Raw genomic sequence first — 17249 nt, 5'->3', positions numbered from 1 at the left:
AGGACGGGCCGGACTGAACCGTTCCGCGTTTGATCGAGACTCGATCTTTTGGAAGGATCGAGACCCTGTTGCCCATTCGGTTACGCGGCGAGGCTGAGTTCGAGTCGGGCGAGGTGGCTGGTGTGGCGGCGGTCGAGTGGCCTGCCGTTCCACCAGGCGTTCAGGCGGATAAGGTTGAGGGCGACGGCGCTGTGGACGTGCTCGAGGTGGGTCTTGGCCAGGCCGCGGTAGCGGGCCCGGCGGCTGTCGGTGACGGCGATCGCTTGTCGCATGGTGCCCTCGACACCGGCGCGTAGGGCGTATGCGTCCTGCCAGTCCCGGTCGGCCTGTTCGGCGCGTGCGGTGCGCAGGGCCTCGGTCAGCGGGCGAGGGTTCAAGGTGAGCTGCCGGAAGCCCCGGCGGCTGGTGGTGCATAACTCGCGGACCGGGCAGGGGCCGCAGGTCGGCTTGGTGAAGGCGACCACGATCATCGGGTGGCCGTGCTGGGTGCACGGGCTCCAGGAGGAGCTGGTCTGTCCCTGGGGGCATGTGACCTGCTGGTACTTCCAGTCGATGGTGAACGCGTCGGCCTGGAAGCTCTGGGCGGCGCGGGTCTGGCGGGACTGGTCGAGCAGAACCGGGGTGATCAGCGTGATGCCGTAGGTCTTGCGGGACTTCACGATCAGTTCGGCGCTGGGGTAGCCGGAGTCGAGGTAGTGCTCGCCCGGAGGCAGGCCGCGGCGCTGAAGCTGCTGGTGGATGCCGTCCAGGGCCTTGGTGTCGGGGACGGTGGAGGCGGTGGTGGCCACGTTCGTGATCAGGTTCGGGGCGGTGCGCTCCTTCTCGGGCGCATCCGTGCAGCTCTCACTCACATGCAGCTTGAACCCGTTCCAGAAGGTGTCGCGCTTGGCGGACCAGCGGGCGTCGAGGTCGTAGGGGAAGCGATGCGCAGATGGCCGGGCGGCAGCCCGTCGCCGCCCTCCTCGGTCCTGGTGCGGCGGGCCACCGCCTCGCGTCCGTTCTGCGCGGTGGTGCGGGTGTAGTTCTGCAGCAGCACGGTGCGCAGGGTCTGCACCGCGGGCAGCTCGCGCAGCCAGGGTTCGGAGCGCGGATCGTAGACGGAGCTGAGCAGGGCGAGGCCGTCGCGGGCGTAGGTCAGCGCGAGCTGGTCGCGCTTGGTGGCGGAGGAGGGCATGCGCCAGGTGTCGATGCGGGTGTCGTAGCGACGCGACCAGCCGGGCACGTCCAGCACGCCGGCGACCCAGTGCGGGGCCGCCACCGTCAACGCCTCCACTGCCGCGCGTACCGACTCACCCGCCAGCTCCAGGCGGTTCAGGTCCCGCACCGCGGAGACGATACGGGTGGAGTCGGTGCGCTGCTTGCCCCCGGCCCCGACCAGACCCTGCGCTTTCAGACGGGTCAGCAGCAGGTCCAGGACCTTCTCCTCCAGACCGTGCTCAACTACCCGAGTGCGGAACTGGGACAGCACGGTGAAGTCGAAGCCGGTGTCTTCCAGCCCCAGCCCCAACGCGTAGGCCCACGAGAGCCGGTCACGCACCGCCTCAGCGGCCTGGCGGTCCGTCAAGTTCTCCGCCATCTGGAACACCGTCACCAACGCCAGGCGCCCCGGAGACCAACCCGCCGGCCCCGTCTTGCCGAATGCAGCCGCGAACTCCTCGTCCGGGAACAGTTCCCCGAGCCGGTCGCGCACCGCCACCGGCAACGGCACCGCGCGTCCGTAGTTCTTCGCCCGGACCGCCCGCGTCACCACGGGATCCGGCTCCGGCCACGACCGCGGCTCCAACGACACGACCACTCTCACCCCGCGACCGGGGATCAGGAAGGAACCGGCCGCAGCACCAACCGTGCCAGCACAATCAAGCCGCTGTCAGCCCACAACCCGAATGGGCAACAGGGTCACGCAGGCATCCAAAGACCGGACCGCCTCCTGCGAACTGCGCAACTCCGCCCACAACGCCAGGTGATCCTGCCAGTTGTCGACCGGTCCGTCGGGCACAGTGAAGCTGGCGATCTTGGCGACGCTGGCGCGCCTTGCACTGCAAGGAGCTCTGAGCAAGTCGGCCGCCGTGATGGTCACTTGGCGCGCGACAGGCCGGACGTCGTAGTGCTCGTACGCGGCATCCCACACCTGTGCAGGACGATTCCAGCGTTCTCCATCCCACCAGTACCCACCGTGGCGATACAGGATCCCCGTGGGCTCGTGCATCCAGGCGTGGTGCAGGCTTCCCAGGTCACGGTCATGAATGAGCAGGACGGTCCGGCCGTGCACTGGGTGGTAGTACACCGCCCAGGCAAACGCCCGGTTCTTGGGCTCGGTCGTGAACGCTACCCAGCCCCCATTGCGTGTTTCATCAGTGCGCCCCCATAGGCCTTCTCCCTGGTTCCGACCGGTGCGCTCGATGGCGTCGGGGTTGTCCAGGGGCAGGCGGCCGTCGTTGACGAACGGAAGCCCGGGGGTGGGATGGTCAGTACGGGTGCCATTGGCAACCGGCCGAATGCGAGACACGTTTCCCCCTCGATGCTGATGTGTCAGGTCGCAGGAACGCTAGCCCGCACACCGAGGGGGCACGCGTCGAAAATCAGCCCACGTCACGCAGCTTTGAGCCCGCGGCGCCGCGCCTTCAAGACGTCGTAGCCCAGCGAGTACATCCGCGACCACTTCGATGCAGGCGACGCCGTCCAAATCGGTCTCGGGACGCACGACGTCTACGTGCCCGCTTTCGGTAGATGTCGGGGGGTTGGTAACAGAGCGGTGCCATCGGCGTGACTGCAATCTTGCGCCGAAGCCAGGATCATGAGTGCATGAAAGACGAGGACGCCCCGGACGCCGAAGATGACTTCGATCAAGAAGTGGAGGCACAGCAGGATGCAGGCGACGACATCGACTTGTCCGGTCTCATGAAGTCCGCCGGGAGGAACGCCGCCTGGTTCAACTCCGTCGAAAAGCAGGTTGAGCCGATCCGCCGCCAACTCCGCTCGATCGAGTCCATGCGTCGCTCAATGGTGGAGGCCATGGGACCGGCCAACGCGGTCTACCAGGCTGCCCTGGACGCCCAGCGCCGTTACCAGGCGATCGCCACGCCCGTCCTGGCACTCCAAAGCGATCTCAGCGACATATACGACTGGCACAGCCGCATCAACGACGCTGTGCGCAGTGTGTCGCTCCCCCGCACACTGCTGGAACAACTCGGGGCGGCATCGGCTCTCTTCCTACCCGAGAACCTCAGCGGGCTCGACACCGAGGACCTCTACACGATCCTGAGCCTGGGTGAGGACGACGGGCTGTCCCTCGCGTGGGCACCACGGACCGAGATCGTCAAAGCTCTGCTCCCCCTCAGCACCCGTCTGGAGCGCTACACCCTTCTTGCCGAGTACCGGGACGATGTTCTTGACGACGTCGAAGCCAGCCTCCAGATCGTCACCCACCCGGAGCTCACGGGCATGGTCACCATCTTGAACGCTGCCACCCGCACCGCGCGGGCTGACTTCAACGAGGGCGCCCAGGCCCTGGCGGGCAACGTGCTCGAGACGGCGATGAAGCGGCACGGCAACGCCTGGATCCGGCGTTCTTTCCCCCAAGCGACGTACACAAAGGGCGGCCATCACTGGGTCATCGACAGTGCTCTCAACGACGCGGGCGATTGGAGCGACCTCACTCTCCTGCAGTTCAAGCACTACCTGGTGCTGGCCGGCATGAGGAACACCTTCGGTCCCGACACCACCCAGGACACCTTCAACCGCCACCTCGGAGCCCACCAGGCCTCACCCGACACTTACCGCCCAGAGTTCGTTCTGCTGGCGATTCTCCTCGCCCACGCCTTGCTGCGGGCACTGAACCAGGGCCTCGAGCAGCCCGACGACGAATAGGACTACGCTGACCGGTGGGCGGCCGACACGCGTACGGTCACATCAGGAAGGGCGGTGACCAGCTGGTCACCGCGTATCGGACTGATCTCCTGTCTCCGTCTTCGCGTTCTCCTACTGCCAGCGGAGCCGGGCGCAGTCTGCGGTCGCGTGGGCCAGCAGTTCGGTGTCGTCGTCGGGGACGGGGCGCCGGAGATGTGCGGCGAGGTCGCGGTACAGATGCAGCGCTTCCGGCGTGCCTGTCGCGGCGAGGATGGTTGACCACAGGGGAGCATCAGGCTTGGTCTTCTTCTCCACGGCTTGCAGAACGCTGAGCCGGTCCTCGTAGCTGAGGCGGACCAGGTCACGCTGGCCGGTGCGCTCTCGTATCTCCAGCCAGGTGGTGACGCGCGCTTCGCGGGCCGCTTTCTTCAGCGCGCCCAAGACGAACGGAGCCAGGTAGGCGATCTTCTCAGCGCGCTCATTCTCCGCCTGCTGTGCCGCGGCCCTCAGCCGGGCCTCCGCCCGCTCGGCGCGTTCACGGCGCTCCGCTTCCTCGTGCTCGCGGGCCACCTCGTGTTGCTCCCACAACGCACGCTGCTCCGCTTCCTCCTGTTCGTGGGCCCGCGCACGCTGCTCTCGCCACGCGCGTTGCTCCGCCTCCCGCTGACGGCGTTGTGCGGCGTTCTGCTCCTGCTGCTGGCGGCGCCGGGCGGCCTGTTCGGCATTGACCTTTTCGCGTGCGAGGCGATGCACTTCGCGCTCTACCGCTGACACGTTCCCGTCGTTCATCAGGTTGGAGACCTGGGTCAACAGCGCATAGGTGGGCGTCTGCTGCAGCTCCTGCAGCAGCGACTCGCGCTCCCGAGTGCGCTGGTCCAGTCCCTCTTGACCGCGCTTGAGGGCCAGTCGGAGGCGGGCGACGTTTTCCGGGAGGTGGTCCTTCTCCAGGAGCCGCTTGATGGCGCCCACCCGGGTGTAGAGGAGCTCGGGCTGCTCGCGCAGGGCCCGGTCGAGGTGCATCACGGCGAGCTTGACGGCATCGTCTTGACGCGCAGTGCTGGCCCCGTTCGGGCGTGGAGCGATGTCGATGATGGCGCGCCGGGTGGGGGCGGCTGGTTGGCGCGGGCGCGGATCGTCGGTCAAGGGGGCGCGTACCGCGTCGGGCCGGGTCGTGGTGTTCAGGCCTTTGGGCGTCAGCGTGACGTTGTCGAGACTGTCCCAGGTGGTGCCCTGGCTGGGGTGTTCGGTGCCGAACCGCATGACACGGCCGCCGCCGGGCCGGTCTTCGAAGCGGAGGCGTTGCACGTAGCCGCGCTCGTTGAGGATGTGCGCCGGCACCCGGACGCCCGGCCCGAGAATGATCTCCCAGAAGTCGCCGTTCCAGTCCGCCGGCTGATTGCGGTCGAGGTGAACCAGGAGAGTGCGCCCGTCCTCGAACTGGACAAGCACGGCGGAGCCGAGCGGCTCAGGGTAGGTGAACTGAGCTGTCAGGCCCTGGGCGTGGAGCCAGGCCGCGAGGTGCGCCTTGGCATACAGGTGGTCGGCACTGTCCTTGCCGCGACCGGTCCGCGCGCAGCGCACCGATTCGTCGCTGGTGCCGTAGTGGGCGAAATGGCAGATCTTGTCTGTGCATCGCCGGGTGGTGAGCCGCCGACCGCAGCCGCCTTCGAACATCGTGCCGCACCAGATGGTGACGTCGGCGTGCTCGAGACGGAACGCGTCCAGTTCATCCGGCGTCTCCGGGCAGAGAGCCGGATCGTCGGAACCCGGACTGCCGAACACCGCGGTGCGAATCAAGCGCCTGTCCACAGCACCCCCTGAGAACGACTTTCAGGTAACACGCTGTCATTGTGTACGACGGCACTGACAATCAAGCCTGCCGACGCTGTGGACAGTTGAGGCTGGCCGTTGCTGCGTCGACCGGAACGTATGGGCCGCGCCTGCGCCCAGCCCGTAAGAGCGGTGGCATAGGCAGACATCACGTTCCGGCAGAAGCGGGCGCGTGCCCGGGGCGTGGTCGTCTCCCGGAAGAGACTCTGGACTTGGTGGTGCGGGGTGCGTTCAGGCGTCAACGTGCACGGTGAGGTACATGTCCCCCGGTGCGCCGCCGTGTTGGCCGGGACCTCCGAGTTCGCGGAGCCGGACCTTCTGGCTGTCCTTGATGCCGGCGGGAAGGCGGACCTTGTGGGTGTGCTGCTCTCGGATCACCTGGCCTTCACCCTTGCACGCGGTGCAGGACCGTGCCGCGGTCTCATCGGTCCGTGTGGCGCAGGCGGGGCAGGCCTTGCGGGAGGTGATCCGCACGGGGATGATCGCGCCTGCTGCGGCTTCCGCTCCGCTGACCTGTATGTGGTGCGCGAGGTCCCGGCCGCGACTGGGCGGTGTGGCCCCGAAGTGCCGGTCGTTGATCTCTTTGAGGATGTCCCGAACTCTCCTGGCGGAGGCCGGCCGCTGAGCCGGGTCTTTGGCCAGGAGCTGGGTGACCAGCCGCTCCAGTTCAGCGGGAGTGTCGGGGCGCAGTGTGCGCAGCGGGGCGGGCTGCTCGTTGATGTGCTGGTTGGCCATCTGCCAGGAGCTGCCGGTGAAGGGGTGGCGGCCGGTGACCATTTCGAAAAGGACGCAGCCGAGGGAGTACAGGTCGGAGGGGTGGTCGAAGGTGCCGGCGAGTGCTTCGGGCGCCATGTACGCCGGGGTGCCGATCAGGACGCCGGTGGTGGTGATGTCATGCCGTTCGTCGCTGCTTTTGGTGATGCCGAAGTCGACGACCGTCGCCTGGCCTCTGGACCTGATGATGATGTTGGACGGTTTGATGTCCCGGTGTGTGAGGCCCTCGCCGTGTGCGGCTGTGAGGGCGTCCGCGACGCAGGCCGCCACGTGCAGGGCCTTGGGCAGGGGCAGTCTCCCGGTTTTCAGGACGTCGCTGAGCGGTTTGCCGGGCAGGAGCTCCATCACCAGGTAGGCGCACGCCTGCCCCTTATGCGTCGCGGAGCCGAAGTCGTGGACGGTGACGATGTTCGGGTGGGCGAGGCCGCCGGCGACTGCGGCCTCACGGGCGAACCGAGCGACCTGCCGGCTGCTGCTCGCGTGACCGGTGAGGACCTTGACCGCGACCAGGCGGTCGATCTTGGGATCGTGTGCTGCCCAGACCTGACCGAACCCGCCTGCACCGATCGACTGGATCAGCCGGTAGCGGCCGTCCAGCACGGTCCCTTCCTGCACGACTCCCCCCTTCCCGTACGCACAGCAACGCACGGTGCACCAAGCGTGTACCCGTCACGCTACGCCGGGACCACCACCTGGAACAGGGAACTGCTGATCTACCGCGCTGTGACTCAGGCAGTGGTCCGTAGGGCAGACCCCGGCTCATTGGTGGGGGTTTCCGCTTCCCGCGCTGCTGCACGCTCTTGCCGAGCCCGGCGCAAAGCGGCAGCTTCGGTCACTGCAGCCTGACGGCGACGCTGGACCCGGCGCTGCTCGATCGGAGCCGGCACAGCGTCCGCGACGACATCGGACTCGGGAAACGCCCGGCGGGACAGCTCCCGCATCGCCTTCGTCTGCCGCTCCACCGCTTCCGCGACACCCAGATCCAACCGGGACGACGGCGCAGCCTGACGGTGGGCTTCAATCGCACGGCGGTACCCGTCCGGCGACGGCCGGCGCTCCTCTCGCAGGGTGGGCCCGGAGGGCGTGGGCAAGTCGGTGGCTGCCAGGGTGGGGCCGGTCTTCACCGGCTTGGGCGCAAGGACCTGGAGGGTCTGAACGTTCGCGTTCGGCACGCGCTCATTGGTCGCTGCGATCAGCTGCGGTGCGCTCCAGCGCAGTTTCGTGCCGACGGCCTGGACGTCAGGGACGACGTCCAGGCGCCCGGTGTCCGCGTCGAACGCCACCGCCTTCACGCGCCCGGCGAGCTCGGGCGTGGCCGCGGCGAGGATGGCGTCGAAGTCAGCGAGAACGCTTCCGCCGGCGGCGGGGGCGACCATGCCACGCTCCGTCATCATCATCCCGATCGCGGTCCCCAGTCCGAGTGGCTCGCGGCCGTCTCGTCGTACGGCGCTGCCGGTGCGCCGCTTGGGCTTCTTCGTCGGTGCGCCGTTCTTCTTCGCTGCTTCGCGTGCAGCGAGCAGGGCCTGGCGCGCGAGGTCGACGCCGCTCAGCTCGGTGGTCATGCGATCACCGCCGTGTCGTCGTTCAGCGGGCGGGCGGCAAGCTCGGGCAGCCGGTCCGTCCACGGCGCGGCGCCGGCCTGCTCGGTCCGGGCGGCGGCCTGCTCGCGCAGCTGCTGCAGCCGCGTCGCGAGCAGGTACTCGGCAGCGCGCTCGCGGGCGGTGTCGGCGGCCTTCGTCGCCGCGGCGACAGCGTCCGCACCGTTCGGGTTGTGCCGGAACCAGCGCCGCCCCTGCTCGGTCTTGTAGGCCCGCCGGGCCTCCGCGTCGGCTTCCTCGGTCCGGGCCAGCCGCACCAGCGCACTGCGGCGGAACTCCGGCAGCGCCTCCTCCACCGCCCGCAGCGCGCCGAAGGCGAGCACGGACGCCGTGCCGATCGGGTCGGCGTCCAACTCACTGAGCGGCGCCGAGTCCAGGAACACCCGCCGGGCGCGCTCGATGTCGGCCGCCAGCGAGGCCCGGACATCGGCGGCGACGGCGTCGACCGCGGCCTGGTCTTCCAGGTCGGCGGCCCAGGTCGCGGCGACCAGGGCGGCCTCCATCGTCAGCGCCTCCGTCCGGCGTTCGTACCCGCACGCCTCGCACAGCCCACCGGCCTGCTGCTGCCCGCAGTCCTCGCACGCCAGCGCCTGACGGACCGCATCGGCGGCCGCCGCGGCCGCGCGCTCGCACTCCGCCCGCTCCGCCGCTTCCGCACGGGCCGCCTCGCGCCGGGCCTTCTTCGCGCGGGCCTGCTCCTGGCGCCACACGAGGTCCTCCGCCTCGATGGCCGCCTGCTCGCGCAGCCGCTCCTCGAGGACGCGCCGGCGCTCATCGTCGCCCAGGCCGGGCAGCTCCCGGTCGATCTGCGCCGCGATCTTCGCCCGCCGGGCCCGCCGGATGTGCACCACGTTGCCGCAGTTCTCGCACTCGCTGCCGGTGTCCAGGCGGATCCCGTCGTCGCAGCGCCGGTCCGAGCACGACGGCCGCCGCACCAGACCCCGGCCGATCAGCCACCCGAACGGCTTGTCGACCAGGGCCTCGCCGCCGGTCTCCGCCAGGCGGTCAGCAAGCCGGTCGGCCAGCAGCCGCGGCGCACCACCCGGCAGCGCCAGCAGGCCCTCCAGGCTGGCCAGCTCCGCCTTCGCGGCCTCTTCCACCCGGTCCTGCTGCCAGCCGGACAGCCGCTCCCACAGCCACGACACCGGCCCCAGAGCCACCCGCAGACCAAGATCAGCCGGAAGGGCCACCCTCCGCTGCTGCTGCGCCTTTTCCCACCCTGCGGCCTTCGGCCGGCCACCGGCGCCAGCAACGGCAGCGCGCTGCCCCACCCGCTCATCGACCGGGGACTCCTTCGGCTTTTCCCCGCGCAGCGGGCCGCCCTTAGCCACCGGCGACGCCGACTCGGCAGCGCCGGTCTCGCCGTCGACGGCCTGGCCCTCGCGCACGCACACGCGGTCCGGCAGATCACCGAACCCACCACGGCCTTCGCCGGAAAAACCACAATCAAGCTGCTGAGGAACGACGGGAGTAACCAGGTGAGGGTGGTCAGTGTGAAGGGCTGCCGCAACGCCGTGCTCTGCAACATCCGCCACATCCGTCACCGGCACGCCGCTGACCTGCGTTTCCTCCTCCAGTTCCGACGGCTCACCAGCCCCTGCCGTAACGCCGCGCTCTGAAAACTCGGGCTCAGGGGCCTCCGCACCGTCCTCCTGGACGTCGTCGGCGACCGTACGGCCGTGCGCGGCGGCGACCGCCGGCACCATCAGCCGCGACCGGTTCGCGAGCCCGGACGCCGTCCGCAGACGCACCCGGATCACGAGCTCCCGCTCCTCCAGTCGCCCGATGATCCCCGCCGCCGCTGCTGCCGTGCACCCCATCAGCCGGGCCAGCGTCGCCGCCGCCCGGCCGCGCTTGGTGTCCACCGCCCCGCCGCACTGCCGTACCCGCCCGGTCTCCCGCGCCTCCAGCACCAGCAGCAGCAGCGCGAGGCGGTCCGTCGCCGCGCCCCGACCGGTACGCGTACCGATCAGCCCGGCCGGAGTGACTCGCCCATCCTTGTGCTTCCAGCCCGGCGCCATCACGGCCTCCAGCAGCCGCTGCAGCGTTGCGTACTCCTTCTTCGCCAGGTTCAGCGGGTGCCCGACCACGTCCTGCGCCGCCCACAGCGGCAGCACCTTGCACTCCAGCCCGTCGTCCTGGCCGTACTCGCCCTCCGCCGTGTCGACGGAGACGACGCCCGAGCGGCGCAGTACCGGCAGGACGTCGGAGGCCGTGTACGACGCGGACACCCCGATCCACCGCCCGAGCTCACTCGTACGGATCTTCACCACGCCGGTCTCCGACGGCGTACGCGACGCCAGCACCAGCACCGCCAGGCGCACCGCGTCCGACGCACCATCCAGGCCGGCCACGTCCAGCAGCGCGCGCACCGCTCCACCCAGACGGGCGCGTGCGTCCCGACCGAGCGACAGCGGGTGGCCCGCGACCCGGTCCGGCACCGGTCCGGCCTGGACCGACCGAAGCCGACGCCGCGAGCTCCCGCCCGGCGCTTCGTCGACGGAGTTGTCGACGACGTCCCAGAAGCTGTGGTCCAGCGAAGCGGCCCGCGCCGCCACGGCGCTCATCGGCCCACCGCCGCGACAGAGTGGTGGGCGGACACAGGCGGGCAGGCGCGAACGATCATCCCGGCAGCCTCGGGGACTTCCCCTGTGGACAGAGTCCGGCGATCAGCGGCGGACCTGTGGATAACGAGAGCGGAGACAGATCGGTGAGCGTCGTCCGAGGGAGCGGCAGACGTTGCGGCTTCGCTCCGCGATCCCATCCCGAAAGCGCCGCAGTTGTAGCTTCGTACCGGAAATCCAACTTCCGGTACGAACCGGAGAAAGGCGGATGAACCGTACGCCGATCCCGTCACACGGGACGACCGCCACGCCTGAACCGGGGTGAAACGGACAAGGTCAAGCTGACAGAGGGACACCACTTCGGGCACTATGAGAACGACCTGCCTTCCATATAGCTGGACCGACCAGAGCCCCTCGGGGCTGGACCGACCTCCAGGTGTGCGGATGTGTCAGGGGCCGCCCCCTTCGTGAGGAGAGGGCGGACACCGATCGGGTGGGGGGAGATTTCTCCGTCCCTCCCGGTTCTCGTGAAGTGCGAAGCCCCTGTGGTGGGGGCCACGCGGTGAAGCGAGTCGGTACTGATCTGGCTGTGGTGGCCGTGGTTAGTAGCCGGTGGTGCAAGTGGCCCTGATAAGGGGCCGGGTACAGATGAGCGGCTTGATAGGCCGCGGCTCAGGACCAGCGCGAACTGGGATCTGAGCGACCGACTCGGGCTATGAGCCCGGTCGGAGACGGGCCGCGCGAGGCCAGCGGGAGGTTAGTCCGCTTCTTGGCGCGCGCGGCCGATGGCCGCTAGGTCATCCCGATCCCCCTTCGGAGGACGGCGTCGCGCTGCCCTCATTCAGCTCAGCGGCCGCAGGGAAACGCTCCGCGAGTCGCTTGAGCAGGTGAATGTAGGCGTCGCGCTGCGGGCGCCGGGGGGTGCTCTTCCCCAGCTCCCAACGCACTACGGCGAGTCGCTTCACGCCCACCGCGTCCGCGACGTCCTGCTGCGTGAGGTTCGCAGCAAGACGCAACTGCGCGCGCACGCGCGGCGGCGGGAGGACATCTTCCAGGCCGTCCAGCAGGGCATCGACCTGCTTCAAGCGGTCCGGGTCGGACATAGCGCAGCCTCTCAAGATCGATCGATCTCTGAAACATACACCGTTTGATCTCCTGCGGGGAGCGGATACCTGCTGCACGTCACTCCTCCCGCCCATACAACGACCACTGGCTGGTCCTGGCACCGAGATGATCCGGCGGCTGCGCTCGCGCCGAATCGACGGCACTGACTTGGACCGTCCGCATGGCGTAGTGGCCTGGGGCCAAGAGCGGAAGGGAGCCGTCGTCGGGAGGCTGAGGGAAGTCGGATACGGCAAGGTCGATCTGCTTTTCGCATCCGGCCTGTGCGCACTCGCAGGAGAAGGACAGCACGACATCCGAGGTGGCCCCGAGAGCCCGCGCCCATGACCGGGTGAAGAAGGTCTGGTACTGATCGACGAAGGCGCGGTTGGCGTAGCGGAGCAGCTGGCGCCGCTCCAGCTGACTTGTTGCCACAGGTCCATGAGCAAGTAGGTCGGCGAAGTGGCTTTCGACCTTCGTCACGACTTCCCCCAGGCTCCACGATTCGTCGACTACCAACATCTGGCCGCCGAACCGCTTCACCTCAGCCGTGATCTCATCGCCCAACCGCTGGTACAGCTCACGTACGCCGGGAAGCAGATCACGTTCGTCCAGACGGTCGCGCTGCAGTTCCGGGGTCGGGATCAGCCACAGAGCTTGACCGCTGCCGACCACCTTCGGCGTGATCGGCGTGCCTTCGGCGAGCGTCAGCGGTGAAGTCGGCAGTGCTAGGAGGTCGTCCTGGACCATGGGCCCGCGCTCGTGGTGCAGCGACATCGCGAGCCGCTCCTCCATGGGGGCTGACCAGCGGTCCGGGATTGGCGATTCCTCGTACCGGATTGCGGCTGGATGGCCTGCGGCGATTGCTCGGTCGCGGTGCTCCCAAGTGTGAGCGTCGGCGTTGTACCAACGCAGGCCGTGGCGCCGAGCGAGCAGCCGGGCAACGGTGGTCTTGCCCACCCCCGGTGCGCCGCCCAGCCACATCACGGATCCGAGGCCATCCATCTGCCACTCCTTGATCTACCAGGTGAAATGGGACGTTGAGCTCATCTCGCCGGCGGCGCGCTACGCCGTCGGCGACCAGCGCCAACTGGAGGCATGCAGCGCTTCGGCCCTGTCAATGACGATCTCCTGGCGCAGCCTCTTCTCTTCGTCGTCGTGGTAGGCCGCGGTGACGGTGTGCTGGCCGGGGTGCTTGCGGTAGATCTCGCCCGGCTTGGCCTGCATCCACCCCCGGCTGACTGCCTCGCAGAACAGGACGACGCCGGCGTCCTCGAATGCGGGGATCGCGGGCCAGCCTCCCAATAGGCGCACGAGGTCCGTGCGGGCGGTGAGTGTGGTGCCCATGACTGGCAGTTCACCGCGCTTGGCGCCGTCCAGGAGCGCCCGATCCGGCAGCAGCCCGGGGGCAGGGTCGTTCGGACCGGGCTCCAGGTGGCCATCAGGATGCAGGTCCAGGCACGGGGCAACCGTCCAGCCGTAGGACGGGTTGGCCTCCAGGATCTCGATGTCGCGGGCGAGAGTCTCCTGGTCGGGGAGGAGATCGTCGGCATCAACGCAGCGCAGCAAGGTTCCGGTGGCGCGCGCCAAGCCCAGGGTGCGGGCCTGGGCGGCTCCACCCCAGCGGCCGGCGCTCTTCGAGATCCACGGGGCGTCCGGAACTGCCTCCAGCGGCTTGCCCGTCCGTCCGTCCTCTTGCATCACCCACTCGAGCTGCCAGCCGGCGGGGAGCTTCTGACCGGAGAGGCACTCGTGCAGCTCGTGCAGATAGGCGTACCCGCCCTCGTACACGGGCGTCAGAACGGTGATCGTCGGCATCAGGAGTCGCTCCACTTCGGAAGTTCGGTGACATAGACAAGGGCTGAGCGGTCGGCGGGCAGCGGGATGTCGGTGACCTCCGCAACACGCCCGGTGGTGGCGTACGAGACCTTCCGGATGCGGAAGATCGGAACACCCGGCGGAATGTCCTGCTCCTCGGCTTCCTCTTCCGTCGGCATCGTCGCTGCGACGTAGTCGATGATCTTCGCGAGCTCGACGCCGACGGTGTACAGCTGGTGCTGCATACCGCCAGGCCAGGGGTCGTTGGCCTCGTCGAAGACTGAGGGGTCGCGCTCGACGATGTCGAGCGGCACGTAGGACACCGAGCTGCCAGCCCCCGCACTCCTGTCGACGCGGCGGACCCTGGAGCGGCGCAGAACCCTCGTGCCCGGAGCCAGCCCCATCACGCTGGCGATGTCGTCAGGGCACACCACGACCTCGTGAAGAGCGACATCTTCCGCGAGATCGCGCAGGGAGACGCCCTGGTCACGTTCGGCCGAACCGTTCTGGCTGCGTACCTCCTCCGGCTCCCGGACGAGCTGCTTCTCCTCGAAGTAGCGCTCGTTGCTGCGCTCGGTGCGCTTTGGAGGGACACGGACCCACGTCTTGCCGTTCGGCTTTCCGGAGATGACACCGCGCTCCTTGAGGACCTGCACTACTCGGCTGGCGGTGTTCTTGCCGACGTCGAACTGCTCGGCGATCTCGCGGACGGTGAGGAACTGGTCGCCAGGCTTCATCGCGGCGTTGATGCGGCGAGTCAGTGTCTCGGCCAGGTCGAGGTACTTAGTCGGGCTCGGCATGCCTGAACGATCTCACCCCAGTGGCACCGACGCAAGCAGTGTCCCAGGACAAAAAACATGACCGTCTCGGGATAGGCCCTTGACGCGCTCTCTGTCCCATGACAAAGTCTCGTTCTGTGCCGGGACAAACTCCTTCCGGGAGTCGGTCCCCTGACGGACTGTCATTGCCAACCCGCGTTCTGCGGAACGCGGGAGAGGAGTGCCACCCCATGAATGCCACCAGCCGCCCCACCGCCGGCCTCGCCACCGAGAACTTCGACGCTGAGACGCTCGCGCTCCTGGAGGCGGTGGAGGTGCCGCTCCCCGACTTCGCCGGCATCGACCTGGACGTCGCCTTCGGTACGCCGCTGGAGATGTACGACCTGGTGACCACGGACGAGCTGGCCCGATGGGACGCCGCGTCCGCGGTGAAGAAGGGCAAGACCAAGGCCCGCGACGAGGTCGTCGCGGCGTCCGGGGCGCGGTGGGAGGCGGCGCGGGACATCCTCGCGGCCGACCCGTCGATCACCGCACTGGTCCGGGAGCGCCTGGTCGACATGCTCCTCCCCTATGCCACGCAGCTGCGCATCGCGCGTCGGCCGGCCGTCGCGGCGCCCCTGTCGATCGCGGCCTGATTCCCCCAGCCCTTCGGCTCTGACGGCTCCCATCGTCGCCACCTCGAGTGGCGGCGGTCGAAGCGGCCAGATTCACCGACCGCCTAGCCCCCGGAGAAGGTCTTTTGCGACTGGCGTCGCGGCCGGACCGGGGAGTGACCGTTCCTTGAGAATCGAAGACGCTACGCCGGGTGACGACTGCCGCCCCTGACCAGGCAACTGGCCGGGTGTTGCGCGTAAGGGTGACCGGACTCCAGTCCTTGCGGGGCTGTCGGATGCGTCAGAAGGGCACGACCGGAGCCAGAATCCCGGTCACCGTGAACGGCGGTGCGAGGCGGGGAAGTGAGAGCGACCCTTCTTCGTGCCACGGAGCGGCAGCAAGACGGACTTCGGTCTGTTTCGGCTGTCGCGTGGGCCGAGCGATCACCCTCCCCCGCAGCATCTTGCGGCGGTAGCGCGATGACAGCCCCCAGCCGGTATACGGAACATCGCACGACCCGGCGGGTGAGCCAGTGGTCGCGGGCACTCCACCTCCCGGTCGAAAGGTGGTCAGCGCGGAAGGCAGCAGGCCGCGCGCCGCAACACCCCAAGCATTTCGCAGCCCCGCGCTGCCCAGTCGCCCGCCGCCCGGCTTCCGGGTTGGTCGGTGGGCGGTGGAGAGCGCGGTGGACACCGGCTCTATCAACCGCGACAGCCCCAGGGATGAGGCCCCCGGGGCTGTCCAGGACCTGTATGGAGGCCCTGATGCAGCTCAGCATGACACGCGTGGTGCCCCGAACGAACGCCGGGATCATCGACGACATCGAGGACGCGGACAATGAGAAGGGCTTCGAGCCCGACGACCTCACCGTGTTCCACCAGCTCGTCCGCCACCTCATCGCCGACGGCGACCGCCGCGCGGCCAGGGCCGGCCGCAAGGCCCGCCGCACGCTCGCCGAGATGACCGTCGTCGGACAGAGGCGGTGAGCGGGATGGACTGGCGCCACCGGGCTTCGTGCCGCGACGAGGACCCCGAGCTGTTCTTCCCCATCGGCACGACCGGCCCGGCGCTCCTGCAGATCGAGGAGGCCAAGGCGGTCTGCCGCCGCTGCCCGGTCATGGAGCAGTGCTTGACCTGGGCGCTGGAGTCCGGTCAGGACGACGGCGTGTGGGGCGGGCTGTCCGAGGACGAGCGGCGGGCGCTGAGGCGCCGCGCCGCCCGCAACCGGGCTCGGCAGGCGGTGTCGGCATGACGGACGCCGACCACAAGCGCCTGGAGGACGCCCTCCGCCGGACCAACGAGCAGCACGACTTCGGTCGTCGCGCTCACGGCTGAGCGTCCCGCCCCCCAGGACGCAAACCCAACTCCACTCCCGTACCACGCTGTTCGTTCAGGTCGGCCGCCCGCACCACGGGCGGCCGACCTTTCGCATCCCCGGATCCGGGCATCGTCCCGGCTCGACGTCCATCTCAGGAGGCGCCATGCGCACCATCCGCCGCGACGGCTGGACCGCCGCCGACTACGACTCCGAGCAGATCCTTCACGAGCTCGGGCACCGCGACGCCGCCGCCCGCGTCAACCGGGCCCGCCGCTGGCACCCGGTCCGCCGGGCCTGGCGCACCCTGCGTACCCGGCTGCACCGTCGGGCCCCGGAGACGACCCCGTGTATCGACTGGGACGCAGCCCGGGAGGCCGCCGACGCCGTCAACCGCGGCGACGTCGAAGCGGCCGACCGCATCGTCCAGGCCACCCCCGACCCGCGCACGACCGCCTTCGCGGCGTTCCGCTTCATCGGCGTCAAGTGACCCCTTCCTGCCTGGCGGTTGCCTCCTCCGCCCGTCTCCACCGTGTGCTGGGACGGACGGGGCCGAGGGGAGCCGGACAGTCCGGACCGCGTGATCCGTAAGGAGCTACGGATGCCCTTCTCCACTCCGGCCGCCACCGCGGCGGCCACCGCGTTCAAGGTCGACGACTTCGTGCTGTACCGCGACCCCGAGCGGTTCTGGCGCGGCGAGCCGGGCCACACGATCGTCTGCCGCGTCAGCAACGTGGTGCGCTTCACCAACGGCGAGGCCCGCTACAACCTGCTGCCGGTGACGGGCGGCCTGGTCCGCGAGGTCCAGGGCGACTACATGCGGCTGCTGCCGCCGGCCGACGCGATGCGCGACATCGACACCGCCCCGCTGAACGGCGACGACGCCGCCGACGGCATGACCGCGGCCGCGATGGCCTGGCTCACCCAGCAGGCCGCCACCGCCAACCGGCGCCCGGAGCTGCCGCCCCACTGACCCACCCCCCTCAAGCCCGGCCGGGCCGCCGCCCCCCGAGACGGCGGCCCGGCCAGC

General features: G+C 69.3%; 17 protein-coding genes. 6 read left to right on the top strand and 11 right to left on the bottom strand.

Annotated features, from left to right (window positions below):
• Positions 1 to 80: 80 nt before the first annotated feature.
• The 3 genes from OHB41_RS51240 to OHB41_RS51230 all read right to left on the bottom strand — a co-directional run bounded on the left by OHB41_RS51240 (position 81) and on the right by OHB41_RS51230 (position 2506).
• Entirely contained in the window at positions 81 to 851 is a 771-nt protein-coding gene (locus OHB41_RS51240) for a transposase (protein ID WP_266709562.1), read from the bottom strand.
• Positions 848 to 1789, bottom strand: a complete 942-nt coding sequence (locus OHB41_RS51235; protein ID WP_266695978.1) for a transposase — start codon at positions 1787 to 1789, stop codon at positions 848 to 850. Before OHB41_RS51235 ends, OHB41_RS51240 begins: the two co-directional genes overlap by 4 nt.
• 78 nt (positions 1790 to 1867) lie before the next feature.
• Positions 1868 to 2506, bottom strand: coding sequence for a hypothetical protein (locus OHB41_RS51230; RefSeq protein ID WP_266709560.1), 639 nt, complete (start codon positions 2504 to 2506; stop codon positions 1868 to 1870).
• 296 nt (positions 2507 to 2802) lie between these two features.
• Between OHB41_RS51230 and OHB41_RS51225 the strand changes: the two genes are divergently transcribed.
• A complete protein-coding gene (locus tag OHB41_RS51225; protein WP_266709558.1) occupies positions 2803 to 3867 on the top strand; it encodes a hypothetical protein in 1065 nt (354 codons plus the stop codon).
• A gap of 111 nt (positions 3868 to 3978) precedes the next feature.
• Here OHB41_RS51225 and OHB41_RS51220 read toward each other — a convergent pair whose 3' ends face one another.
• The 8 genes from OHB41_RS51220 to OHB41_RS51185 all read right to left on the bottom strand — a co-directional run bounded on the left by OHB41_RS51220 (position 3979) and on the right by OHB41_RS51185 (position 14331).
• Positions 3979 to 5643 carry a small VCP/p97-interacting protein gene (locus tag OHB41_RS51220; protein ID WP_266709556.1) on the bottom strand — a complete coding sequence of 555 codons (1665 nt, stop codon included), beginning with the start codon at positions 5641 to 5643 and terminating at the stop codon, positions 3979 to 3981.
• 264 nt (positions 5644 to 5907) lie between these two features.
• Positions 5908 to 7065 (bottom strand): protein kinase domain-containing protein, encoded by a 1158-nt coding sequence (locus tag OHB41_RS51215; RefSeq protein ID WP_266709554.1) that lies wholly within the window; start codon positions 7063 to 7065, stop codon positions 5908 to 5910.
• Positions 7066 to 7178: 113 nt separating this feature from the next.
• On the bottom strand, positions 7179 to 8012 hold the full coding sequence (locus tag OHB41_RS51210; RefSeq protein WP_266709552.1) for a DciA family protein: 834 nt from the start codon (positions 8010 to 8012) through the stop codon (positions 7179 to 7181).
• A complete protein-coding gene (locus OHB41_RS51205) occupies positions 8009 to 10615 on the bottom strand; it encodes an LYR motif-containing protein (RefSeq protein WP_266709550.1) in 2607 nt (868 codons plus the stop codon). The genes OHB41_RS51210 and OHB41_RS51205 overlap by 4 nt, the downstream gene beginning before the upstream one ends.
• A gap of 794 nt (positions 10616 to 11409) precedes the next feature.
• A complete protein-coding gene (locus OHB41_RS51200) occupies positions 11410 to 11715 on the bottom strand; it encodes a helix-turn-helix transcriptional regulator (RefSeq protein WP_266709548.1) in 306 nt (101 codons plus the stop codon).
• Between the two features lie 79 nt (positions 11716 to 11794).
• Positions 11795 to 12718, bottom strand: a complete 924-nt coding sequence (locus OHB41_RS51195) for a hypothetical protein (protein WP_266709546.1) — start codon at positions 12716 to 12718, stop codon at positions 11795 to 11797.
• A gap of 60 nt (positions 12719 to 12778) precedes the next feature.
• Positions 12779 to 13531 (bottom strand): GltA, encoded by a 753-nt coding sequence (locus OHB41_RS51190; RefSeq protein ID WP_266709544.1) that lies wholly within the window; start codon positions 13529 to 13531, stop codon positions 12779 to 12781.
• Positions 13531 to 14331 (bottom strand): UTRA domain-containing protein, encoded by an 801-nt coding sequence (locus tag OHB41_RS51185; protein ID WP_266709543.1) that lies wholly within the window; start codon positions 14329 to 14331, stop codon positions 13531 to 13533. Before OHB41_RS51185 ends, OHB41_RS51190 begins: the two co-directional genes overlap by 1 nt.
• Before the next feature lie 209 nt (positions 14332 to 14540).
• Here OHB41_RS51185 and OHB41_RS51180 point away from each other — a divergent pair, with 209 nt between their 5' ends.
• The 5 genes from OHB41_RS51180 (at position 14541) to OHB41_RS51160 (ending at position 17192) form a co-directional block, all read left to right on the top strand.
• Complete coding sequence (locus OHB41_RS51180; RefSeq protein WP_266709542.1) at positions 14541 to 14945, top strand: hypothetical protein; 405 nt, start codon at positions 14541 to 14543, stop codon at positions 14943 to 14945.
• Between the two features lie 723 nt (positions 14946 to 15668).
• On the top strand, positions 15669 to 15890 hold the full coding sequence (locus OHB41_RS51175) for a hypothetical protein (protein WP_266709541.1): 222 nt from the start codon (positions 15669 to 15671) through the stop codon (positions 15888 to 15890).
• A gap of 5 nt (positions 15891 to 15895) precedes the next feature.
• Positions 15896 to 16156, top strand: a complete 261-nt coding sequence (locus OHB41_RS51170) for a WhiB family transcriptional regulator (protein ID WP_266709540.1) — start codon at positions 15896 to 15898, stop codon at positions 16154 to 16156.
• A gap of 229 nt (positions 16157 to 16385) precedes the next feature.
• On the top strand, positions 16386 to 16709 hold the full coding sequence (locus OHB41_RS51165) for a hypothetical protein (protein WP_266709539.1): 324 nt from the start codon (positions 16386 to 16388) through the stop codon (positions 16707 to 16709).
• Positions 16710 to 16820: 111 nt separating this feature from the next.
• On the top strand, positions 16821 to 17192 hold the full coding sequence (locus OHB41_RS51160; RefSeq protein WP_266709538.1) for a hypothetical protein: 372 nt from the start codon (positions 16821 to 16823) through the stop codon (positions 17190 to 17192).
• The last annotated feature ends 57 nt before the right edge of the window (positions 17193 to 17249 follow it).

The organism is Streptomyces sp. NBC_01571 (assembly GCF_026339875.1).
GTDB lineage: Bacteria > Actinomycetota > Actinomycetes > Streptomycetales > Streptomycetaceae > Streptomyces.
Note: the sequence above shows the minus strand (reverse complement) of the source record. Positions and strands in the feature narration are given on the sequence as shown.

Excerpts from the sequence above, each read along its gene's own strand:
- OHB41_RS51225 (WP_266709558.1), top strand. The coding sequence starts at position 2,803 with ATGAAAGACGAGGACGCCCCGGACGCCGAAGATGACTTCGATCAAGAA.
- OHB41_RS51210 (WP_266709552.1), bottom strand. The coding sequence starts at position 8,012 with ATGACCACCGAGCTGAGCGGCGTCGACCTCGCGCGCCAGGCCCTGCTC.
- OHB41_RS51205 (WP_266709550.1), bottom strand. The coding sequence starts at position 10,615 with ATGAGCGCCGTGGCGGCGCGGGCCGCTTCGCTGGACCACAGCTTCTGG.
- OHB41_RS51200 (WP_266709548.1), bottom strand. The coding sequence starts at position 11,715 with ATGTCCGACCCGGACCGCTTGAAGCAGGTCGATGCCCTGCTGGACGGC.
- OHB41_RS51195 (WP_266709546.1), bottom strand. The coding sequence starts at position 12,718 with ATGGATGGCCTCGGATCCGTGATGTGGCTGGGCGGCGCACCGGGGGTG.
- OHB41_RS51190 (WP_266709544.1), bottom strand. The coding sequence starts at position 13,531 with ATGCCGACGATCACCGTTCTGACGCCCGTGTACGAGGGCGGGTACGCC.
- OHB41_RS51185 (WP_266709543.1), bottom strand. The coding sequence starts at position 14,331 with ATGCCGAGCCCGACTAAGTACCTCGACCTGGCCGAGACACTGACTCGC.
- OHB41_RS51180 (WP_266709542.1), top strand. The coding sequence starts at position 14,541 with ATGAATGCCACCAGCCGCCCCACCGCCGGCCTCGCCACCGAGAACTTC.
- OHB41_RS51175 (WP_266709541.1), top strand. The coding sequence starts at position 15,669 with ATGCAGCTCAGCATGACACGCGTGGTGCCCCGAACGAACGCCGGGATC.
- OHB41_RS51170 (WP_266709540.1), top strand. The coding sequence starts at position 15,896 with ATGGACTGGCGCCACCGGGCTTCGTGCCGCGACGAGGACCCCGAGCTG.
- OHB41_RS51165 (WP_266709539.1), top strand. The coding sequence starts at position 16,386 with ATGCGCACCATCCGCCGCGACGGCTGGACCGCCGCCGACTACGACTCC.
- OHB41_RS51160 (WP_266709538.1), top strand. The coding sequence starts at position 16,821 with ATGCCCTTCTCCACTCCGGCCGCCACCGCGGCGGCCACCGCGTTCAAG.